This window comes from Pseudomonas congelans (assembly GCF_900103225.1).
Classification (GTDB): domain Bacteria; phylum Pseudomonadota; class Gammaproteobacteria; order Pseudomonadales; family Pseudomonadaceae; genus Aquipseudomonas; species Aquipseudomonas congelans.
Genome location: NZ_FNJH01000019.1, coordinates 1 through 9,407, shown reverse-complemented (window position 1 = coordinate 9,407; position 9,407 = coordinate 1). Strand labels below are relative to the sequence as shown.

At 60.7% G+C, this 9,407-nt stretch carries 6 protein-coding genes; 3 read left to right on the top strand and 3 right to left on the bottom strand.

The window, feature by feature from the left end:
* Positions 1–40: 40 nt before the first annotated feature.
* Both BLR20_RS26260 and rep read right to left on the bottom strand, forming a co-directional pair.
* Complete coding sequence (locus BLR20_RS26260; RefSeq protein ID WP_010434892.1) at positions 41–610, bottom strand: xanthine phosphoribosyltransferase; 570 nt, start codon at positions 608–610, stop codon at positions 41–43.
* Between the two features lie 51 nt (positions 611–661).
* Positions 662–2,671 carry a DNA helicase Rep gene (gene rep, locus BLR20_RS26255; RefSeq protein WP_032613502.1) on the bottom strand — a complete coding sequence of 670 codons (2,010 nt, stop codon included), beginning with the start codon at positions 2,669–2,671 and terminating at the stop codon, positions 662–664.
* 204 nt (positions 2,672–2,875) lie between these two features.
* Between rep and BLR20_RS26250 the strand changes: the two genes are divergently transcribed.
* Entirely contained in the window at positions 2,876–4,540 is a 1,665-nt protein-coding gene (locus tag BLR20_RS26250; RefSeq protein ID WP_054993405.1) for a putative bifunctional diguanylate cyclase/phosphodiesterase, read from the top strand.
* A gap of 12 nt (positions 4,541–4,552) precedes the next feature.
* Here BLR20_RS26250 and BLR20_RS26245 read toward each other — a convergent pair whose 3' ends face one another.
* The gene (locus BLR20_RS26245) at positions 4,553–5,935 is read right to left on the bottom strand and encodes a NorM family multidrug efflux MATE transporter (RefSeq protein ID WP_032613505.1); all 1,383 of its coding nucleotides are present in this window, start codon (positions 5,933–5,935) and stop codon (positions 4,553–4,555) included.
* 166 nt (positions 5,936–6,101) lie between these two features.
* Between BLR20_RS26245 and BLR20_RS26240 the strand changes: the two genes are divergently transcribed.
* Entirely contained in the window at positions 6,102–7,022 is a 921-nt protein-coding gene (locus tag BLR20_RS26240; protein ID WP_010434901.1) for a LysR substrate-binding domain-containing protein, read from the top strand.
* A gap of 186 nt (positions 7,023–7,208) precedes the next feature.
* The gene (locus BLR20_RS26235) at positions 7,209–9,185 is read left to right on the top strand and encodes a methyl-accepting chemotaxis protein (RefSeq protein WP_010434903.1); all 1,977 of its coding nucleotides are present in this window, start codon (positions 7,209–7,211) and stop codon (positions 9,183–9,185) included.
* Positions 9,186–9,407: the final 222 nt, after the last annotated feature.

Sequence of the window (9,407 nt, the reverse complement as noted above, 5' to 3'; positions counted from 1 at the left end):
GCATGCCTTTCCGGACGCTCCGCGTCCACCCTCGGGAGCCTTACTTGAACGTCACGACCCCACCGGCCAGTGATTCGACCCGCGCCAGGGATTCGACGCGATAGCCTTGGGCGTCCAGCTCGGCGCGGCCGCCCTGGAAAGATTTCTCGATCACGATGCCCAGCCCGGCCACTGTGGCGCCAGCCTGTTTGATGATCGAGATCAGCGCCTGCGAGGCTTTGCCGTTGGCCAGGAAGTCATCGATGATCAGCACCTTGTCGTCGCTGCTCAGATGGCGCGGCGAGATCGCTACGGTGCTTTCCACCTGCTTGGTGAACGAGTACACGGTCGCCGACAGCAGGTTTTCGGTCAGAGTCAGGGACTGGTGCTTGCGGGCGAAGATCACCGGCACGCCCATGTTCAAACCCGCCATGACTGCCGGCGCGATGCCGGAAGCTTCGATGGTCACGATCTTGGTCACGCCAGCGTCGGCGAACAGTCGGGCGAATTCGTCGCCGATTGCTTTCATCAGCGCCGGATCGATCTGATGGTTGAGAAACGCATCGACCTTCAGCACCTGATCGGACAATACGATGCCTTCTTCGCGAATTTTCTTGTGCAGTGCTTCCACTTCAATTCCTTGGCTGCGCCATTGCGCAATAAATGATCAATAGGGTGTCGGCTAGCGTTTCAGCATGGCGCGAATGTCGGCAAGCGCGGTGTTGCCGCGCACCGCTTTGACTTCCGTCGGGGTGTCGTCATTGCCTTCCCAGGCCAGGTCGTCCGGGGGCAGTTCATCCAGAAAGCGGCTTGGCGCGCAGTCGATGATTTCACCGTACTGCTTGCGCTTGGCGGCAAAGGTGAAAGCCAGGGTCTGCCGTGCGCGGGTGATGCCCACGTAGGCCAGGCGGCGCTCTTCCTCAATGGTGTCGGCTTCGATGCTGGAGCGGTGCGGCAGGATTTCCTCTTCCATGCCCATGATGAACACATACGGGAATTCGAGGCCCTTGGAAGCGTGCAAGGTCATCATCTGCACGCCTTCGGCACCGTCTTCCTCTTCCTGCTGACGTTCGAGCATGTCGCGCAGGACCAGCTTGCCGATGGCTTCCTCGATGGTCATGCCACCTTCTTCGTCCTTCTCCAGCGTGTTTTTCAACGCCTCGATCAGGAACCAGACGTTGCTCATCCGGTAATCGGCAGCCTTTTCGCTGGAGCTGTTCTGCCGCAGCCAGTTCTCGTAATCGATGTCCATGACCATGCTGCGCAGCGCGGCGATGGGATCGTTCTGCGCGCACTGCTGACGCACCCCGTCCATCCAGCGCTTGAAGCGCTGCAAGCGGTCGGTGAATCGGCTGTCCAGATGCTCGCCCAGACCGATCTCGTCGGTGGCGGCGTACATCGACACCTTGCGCTCGGTGGCGTAGTTGCCGAGCTTTTCCAGCGTGGTCGAGCCGATCTCGCGACGCGGAACGTTGATCACCCGCAGGAAGGCATTGTCGTCATCCGGGTTCACCAGCAGGCGGAAATACGCCATCAGGTCCTTCACTTCCTGGCGGCCGAAGAAGCTGTTGCCGCCCGACAGTCGATACGGTACCTGATGGTGCTGCAATTTCAGCTCGATCAGCTTGGCCTGGTAGTTGCCGCGATAGAGGATGGCGAAATCGCTGTACGGACGGTCGGTGCGCAGGTGCAGGGTGAGGATTTCCATGGCCACCCGCTCGGCCTCGGCGTCTTCGTTACGGCAGCGGATCACGCGGATCTCGTCGCCGTGGCCCATCTCGGACCACAGTTGTTTTTCGAAGGCGTGCGGGTTGTTGGAGATCAGCACGTTGGCGCAGCGCAGAATGCGGCTGGTCGAGCGGTAGTTCTGCTCCAGCATGACCACTTTCAACGACGGGTAGTCGTCCTTGAGCAGCATCAGGTTTTCCGGCCGCGCACCACGCCAGGCGTAGATCGACTGGTCGTCATCGCCCACCACAGTGAACTGATGGCGCGTACCGATCAGCAGCTTCACCAGCAGGTACTGGCTGGCGTTGGTGTCCTGATATTCGTCCACCAGCAGGTAACGCACCTTGTTCTGCCACTTTTCCAGGATGTCGGCGTGTTCCTGGAACAGCTTGACTGGCAACAGAATCAGATCGTCGAAGTCCACCGCGTTGTACGCCTTGAGCGTGCGCTGATAGTGGGTGTAGACGATGGCGGCGGTCTGTTCCTTGGGGTTGCGGGCGTTTTCCAGCGCCTCGGCGGGCAGGATCAGGTCGTTTTTCCACGAGCCGATCATGTTCTTGATTTCGTCGACACCGTCGTCGCCGGAATACTCTTTCTGCATGATGTCGGTCATCAGCGCCTTGACGTCGGTCTCGTCAAAGATCGAGAAGCCCGGCTTGTAGCCCAGCCGCGTGTGCTCCTTGCGGATGATGTTCAGACCCAGGTTGTGGAAGGTCGAAACCGTCAGGCCGCGTCCTTCGCCGCCTTTGAGCAGCGTGCCGACCCGCTCTTTCATCTCGCGCGCGGCCTTGTTGGTAAAGGTCATGGCGACGATGTACTGGGCACGAATACCGCAGTTCTGGATCAGATGCGCGATTTTGCGGGTGATCACGCTGGTCTTGCCGGAACCGGCACCGGCGAGCACCAAAAGAGGGCCGCCGACGTAGTTCACGGCTTCCTGCTGCCGGGGATTGAGTCGGGACATGGCGGTATGAAGAGTCGTCTGCAAAAAAGGTCGGGCATTTTAACAGGCCCACGGTTTTGTGCAGTGCTCATCGTCGTCAGACAGTGACTGCTATCTAATTCTTCTGTTTTTGTTACATTTGCGCCGCGACGCGCGATACGTGTATTTGTCGCGCTCCTGCGAGAGAGCGGCCACCGGTTTTTCCTTTGCACTTAGGAAGTTAGATTGCCTACACCTGTCGAACCCTTGCGATTGCTGTTATTGGCGCACGAGCCTTTCTGGCAGGCGCTGCTTAGCGGCTGCCTAACTGCGCCGGGAGGCAACGTGATACTTCTGCATGGCGCGAACTGGGACGTTTTCAGTGCCCGCTACGCTAACGAGCGCAATACCGTGCTGCTGACCACGCCTGATCTGCAGCCCAGGACCGGGGCCTGCCTGTTGCCAACGGTAGTGCTGCTCGAGACCGAACCACTGGTCGGACCGACCGGTGTCAGTGACTGGCTGGTGCGCGATGCCTTGACCGGTGACACGCTTCGACGCTGCCTGCGCTATGTCCACGAGCGCAGTCGCCTGGAAGACAGCCTGCGACGCCTGGTCGGCCAGGACCCGTTGACCGGCATCGCCAACCGCCAGGGGTTTCAGGCGCTGCTGTCGGCTCGCCTGAGCGAAGGCGGCAGCCTGGCGCTGGGGCATCTGGACCTCGACAACTTTCGCCGCGCCAACGATTCACTGGGTCATCAGGCCGGTGACCGACTGATCCTGCAAGTCGTGGCGCGCTTGAAAAACCAGCTTGATGCCGGTGATCAGATCGCCCGCCTGGGGGGCGACGAATTCGCCCTGCTGATCGACACCCGAACAGCCCCCGAACGCGCCCTGCAAATGGCCGAACGTATCACCGACGTGCTGTCCGAACCCTATTGGGTCGATGGCGAAAGCCTGCTGCTGGGTTGCAGCCTGGGCATTGCGCATTCACAAGCCCAGCCCGAAGCCGACCCGCTGATGTGGCATGCACATATCGCCATGCGTCAGGCCAAGAGCATGCAGGGCTGTACTTATCACCTGTTCGACGAGCGCATCAACCGCAACGCCCGCAGCCTCGCCGATCTGGAAGGTGAACTGCGACGCGCCTTGCGCCGCGATGAGCTGGAACTGCATTACCAGCCACGCCTGTGCCTGGACAGCGGGCGTATCGTCGGCCTGGAAGCGCTGGTGCGCTGGCGCCATCAGGAACGTGGGCTGCTGCCGCCCAGCGAATTCGTGCCACTGGCCGAGCAAAGCGGCCTGATCGTGCCGCTCGGCTACTGGGTCATCTTCCGCGCTCTGCGTGACATGCAGGCCCTGCGCGAACAAGGCTTTGCCCCGCTGCACATGGCGATCAACCTGTCGTTCCGGCAGTTTCAGGACAGCCAGCTGCTGCCAACCTTGAATCGCCTGATCGCGGAACACGATGTCGACGCGCGCTGGCTGGAGTTCGAACTGACCGAAACCGCGGTCATGCGACGCAGCGATCAGGTCAGGCAGACCATGGATGCATTGCGGCAACTGGGCGTGCGCTTTTCGCTGGATGACTTCGGCACCGGCTATTCGTCGTTCATGCACCTCAACAGCCTGCCCATCGCGCTGCTCAAGATCGACATGGGCTTTGTCGCGCAGATGGAGCTACGCGAAGAGAACCGCAAGCTGGTCAACGCCATGATCACTCTGGCGCACAACCTGAACCTGGAAGTGGTCGCCGAGGGCGTGGAAACCGCCGGGCAACTGGAGTTGCTGCGCAGTTTCGGCTGCAATCAGGTGCAGGGCTATCTGATCAGCAGGCCGCTGCCGGTGGAAGAACTGGTGACCTATCTGCGTTCGCAAGCCGCGCACGCAGATACATCCAGATCCGGGTGACGGTGCGCCGGATCAGCCCGGCACCGCCACCCCGGCTGCGTCCTGGCGCAACAGACGAGCTGTCTTCCATTCAAACGCGTAGGTCAGCGCCACTGCCGAGCAGAACAGGCCCAGTGCCAGCCCCCACCACACGCCTGAAGCGCCGGCATCGGTAGAGAAGCCGAGCAACCACGCGGCAGGCGCAGCGATCAGCCAGTAACAGCCCAGGCCGATCAGGAAAGTGGTGCGTGCATCCTTGAGCCCACGAATGGCGCCCATGGCAATGGTCTGGGTGCCGTCGAAAAACTCGAACAGCGCGGCAATGGCCAGCAGTTTTGTGGCCAGTACGACGATCTCGGCAAACGCCGGGTCGTTGATATCCAGAAACAGACCAATGACCAGATGCGGTGCCAGCCAGAACAGCATCCCGAACATCAGCATCACACAGCCGCCAAAACCGATGCCCAGACGACCGGCCATGCGCACCATCAACAGGTTGCCCGCACCATAATGCTGGCCGATACGCATGGTGACCGCGTAGGACATCCCCACCGGAACCATGAACGCCATGGACACGGTCTGCAGGGCAATCTGGTGCGCCGCCATCTGCGTACTGCCCATCGCCCCCATGCAGAACGCCGCAAAGGTGAACAGCCCGACTTCCACTGCATAGGTGCCGCCAATCGGCAAACCGAGCCGCCACAGCTCGCCCAGGTGACTGCGTGACAGTTTCGAAAGCCCCTTTCTGATCGGATACGCCGCGTAGGCCGGATGCCACCTGATATGCAGAGCCAGCGCGAGGGCCATGCAGTTGGTGACGATCGCGGTGACCAGCCCGATGCCCATCAACCCCAGGTTGGGTAGCCCCAGCCATTGATGGATCAATGCGTAATTGAGCACAAAGTTCGCTGCCGCACCGGCCAGGCTAATGGTCATCACCGGCCCCGCGCGCCCCAGTGCGCTGGTGAAGCCGCGCAATGCCATGAAGCTGAGCAGGCCGGGCAGGGCAAAGGGCAGGGTGATCAGAAATTGAGCAGCCATGTGCACGTTGGCTTCGGCCTGACCGAACTGCAACAGGATGGGTTCGAGGTTCCACAGCAACAACGCGGCAACCAGCGCCATGCCCCAGGCCAGCCACAGACCGGCCTGGGTCAGACGGGTCGCGCCCTCGGTGTCGCCGGCACCGTGACGGATCGAGACCAGCGTGCCAACCGCAGCCATCACGCCGACGCAAAAGAACGACACGAAGCTGTACGTGGCAGCGCCCAGACCACCGCCCGCCAGGGCCTCCGGGCCGATCTTGCCCATCATTACGGTGTCGGTGAACACCATCAGCATGTGCGCCATCTGCGACGCAATCAGCGGCCCCGCCAGGCGCAGGATGATCCAGAGTTCTTTGAGGGCGGAATGCTGCATGGTGGCGGTGCTCTACGGCGAAAGGACGATTGAGCGACGTATTCTGGGCAGTTGCCCGACTAAACACAAAACGATAAATCCGATGCTCAGCATGACTAAAACTCATCTGAAGCAAATTGCAGCATTTGCAGTAAAGTAGCCGTCTATCTTCCGCAGGAAGCGCCCCATGCCTCGCAGTCTCCCTCCTCTTTATGCACTAAGGGCTTTTGAAGCGGCTGCGCGGCATACCTCGTTTACCCGAGCGGCCGAGGAGCTTTCGATCACCCAGAGTGCAGTAAGCCGTCACATCCGCACGCTGGAAGAGCACTTTGCCTGTCGCTTGTTTCAGCGCAACGGACGCAACTTGCAGCTCACCGAATCGGCACGCGCGTTGTTGCCCGGCGTACGCGATGGCTTCCTGGCACTGGAACGAGCCTGCAGTACCTTGCAGACCGAAGAGGGCATTCTGCGCATGAAAGCCCCGTCGACCCTGACCATGCGCTGGCTGCTCGCGCGGCTCAGTCGCTTCCGTCATCTGCAGGTGGGCAATGAAGTGCAACTGACCAGCGCCTGGATGGAAATCGATGCGGTGGACTTTACCCAGGAGCCGTTTGACTGCGCGATTCTGCTCAGCCAGGGGCATTTCCCGTCTGACTGGGAAGCCACATTACTGTTTCCCGAGATGCTGATTCCGGTCGGTGCGCCCACTTTGTTGCAGGACCCGCCATGGAACGTCGAACGGCTGGCAAAAGCTGAGTTGCTGCATCCCACCCCAGATCGCCGTGACTGGCGCACCTGGCTGAACCGCATGGGCCTGGCCGATCAGGTGTCGCTCAAAGGCGGGCAGGTGTTCGACACCCTCGAGCTGGGAATGATTGCCGCAGCACGTGGTTATGGGGTGTCGATGGGCGACCTGCTGATGGTCGCCGAGGACGTAGCGCAGGCCCGTCTGAGCCTGCCGTGGCGCACGGCGGTGTTCAGTGGCGAAAACTATTATCTGGTCTGGCCGCGTACGAGGCCCGGCGCAGAGCGGTTACGACGCCTCAGCGATTTTCTTCAGGCGGAGGTGGGCGCCATGCAGTTGCCGTTAGTTGAAGTACTCTATTAAAATTTAGTTTAATATTGAACTGCCATCATCTGTAAATGTCACGCTCCGCTCTCAAGTAACGACCTTGGTGGCCGAAGCATTGCTTGAAGATTGCTCGTTCAAATAGCGTAAAAACACCAACTAAATCTATCAGCTGAATGGTAAGCCACGGACCCGGCGACTCCAATCATTCGGCACGGAGTCTCTATGTCCAAGCCTCGTACCCGAATTGCTTCGCAACTTGGTATTGCTCTGGCCGTGATCCTGGCGGTGGTTATCAGCGGTAGTACCCTGTTCGCGTTGAGGTCTCTGGACGCGTCCAACCTGGTCATTCGTGAAGAGCACATGTCGAGTGAAGCCAGGCTCCTCGCTGACCAGCTCAACACGTTCCACAGCACGCTGCGCGACAGCACTCAGCGCCTGAGTGGCCTGTTCGAAAAACGCTTCGCCGAGGGCCTGAGCCTGCAAGCCGACAAGCCGGTCACGGTGGCGGGCACGTCCACGCCAGGCCTGTTCCTGCGTGATGCCGCGCTGAACAACGACTTCACCGAAGTCGATGAATTCCGCTCGATGACCGCCGGCGTCGCGACCATTTTCGTGCGCAGCGGCGACGACTTCATCCGTATCAGCACCTCCCTGAGCAAGCAGGATGGCACGCGCGCCATCGGCACCGTGCTGGACCGCAAGGGCGCAGCCTACGAGCGCCTGATGGCCGGTCAGAGCTATGTCGGCAAAGCGGTGTTGTTCGATCGTTATTACATGACCCAGTACAGCCCGGTCCGCGACAGCAGCGGCAAGATCATTGCGGCGCTGTTCGTAGGGTTCGATTACACCGATGCGCAGAAGACCCAGTTCGATAACCTCAAGAGCTTCCGTATCGGCTCTACCGGTTCGCTGGCACTGCTCGACGACAAGGGCACCTGGCTGGTTCCACCGGCAGGCGTCAAATCCCTCGACGGTGCCGCCAAGTCAGTTGCAGAGCTCGCCAGCAAACCGGGCAAGGCGCAGTTCTGGAATGACGGTGATGACAACTATTACAGCGTCGGCCAGCCGTTCGCTGGTGGCCCCTGGACCGTCATCGCCAGCATGCCGCGCAAGGAAATCAGCGAAGTGACCTGGCACGTCGGCACGCAACTGGCGATCGGCAGTCTGCTGGCCATGATTATCGCGGTGATCAGCGCCATCTGGCTGCTGCGCAGCAAGCTGCGTCCGCTGTCCGAACTGGTACGCCAGGCCGATGCACTGGGTGCGGGCGACCTCAGCGTACGCCTGAATGTGACCAGCAATGACGAGATCGGGCAGTTGTCGGGCAGCTTCAACAAGATGAGCGAAGCACTGTCATCGATGGTGGCGCATATTCGTACTGCAGCGCAGGAAGTCAGCAGTCGTGCCAACGCATTGTCCGGCCTGTCGGGTGGCGCGTTCGAGGGCATGGAGCAGCAATCCGGCGAGATCACCAGCATGGCCGGTGCCGTCGAAGAGTTCAGCGCCACGTCGATGAACATCGCTGACAACATGGGCAATACCGAACGTCTGGCCCAGGAAAATGCCCAGCAGACGCGCATCGGTCGTACTTCGATGGAAGAGGCGTCTTCGTCGCTGCAACAGATCGCCACTTCGCTGAGCAGCACCGCGAAAGTCATCGACACGCTGGGTCAGCGCTCCCAGGAAATCGGCAGCATCGTCGGGGTGATTACCTCGATTGCCGACCAGACCAACCTGCTCGCGCTCAACGCTGCCATCGAGGCCGCGCGTGCCGGTGAACAAGGTCGCGGCTTTGCCGTGGTGGCTGACGAAGTCCGCAGCCTGGCCTCGCGCACCCGTGAAGCCACGGACGAGATTTCCGGCATGATCGCCAGCATCCAGCAGGAAACCGGCAACGCCATCACCACCATGCAGCAGGGCAATACGCTGATGCAGGAAGGCTTGTCGCTGAACGCCAAAGTGGCCTCCGCGCTGGCCCAGATCGACGAGCAAAGCCGCTCGGCCGGTCACCAGTTCGCCGCCATCACCACTGCAACCCAGGAACAAAGCAGCACCGCGACCATGCTCAGCAGCAACCTGCAAAGCATCGCCATGGCCAACAGCGAACAGCGCCAGGTCATGTCCAACCTCGCCATCACTGCCCAAGAGCTGAATGGTCTGGCGACAGAACTGCGTCACGAGGTTGACCGGTTCCGTTGATGGCTGATTGAGGGCTCACGACTATCGTGCCGTAGCAGCTCCGCTTCGGGGAACGATAAGAGCTCTCAAGAACACCATCGTGCCCATGCTCCACGTGGGTACGATGGTGTTCCGGACGCTCTGCGTCCTATCCTGAGTGTGTGGCGCGGCGCAGAGTTGTGACGCGGTGCGTCACGCAAGGCATTCCCACGCTGGAGCGTGAGGAACGATAAGTGCTCTCAA

Bases quoted from the DNA above. Each gene is read 5' to 3' on its own strand.
- BLR20_RS26235 (WP_010434903.1), top strand. From the start codon at position 7,209: ATGTCCAAGCCTCGTACCCGAATTGCTTCGCAACTTGGTATTGCTCTG.
- BLR20_RS26240 (WP_010434901.1), top strand. From the start codon at position 6,102: ATGCCTCGCAGTCTCCCTCCTCTTTATGCACTAAGGGCTTTTGAAGCG.
- BLR20_RS26245 (WP_032613505.1), bottom strand. From the start codon at position 5,935: ATGCAGCATTCCGCCCTCAAAGAACTCTGGATCATCCTGCGCCTGGCG.
- rep (WP_032613502.1), bottom strand. From the start codon at position 2,671: ATGTCCCGACTCAATCCCCGGCAGCAGGAAGCCGTGAACTACGTCGGC.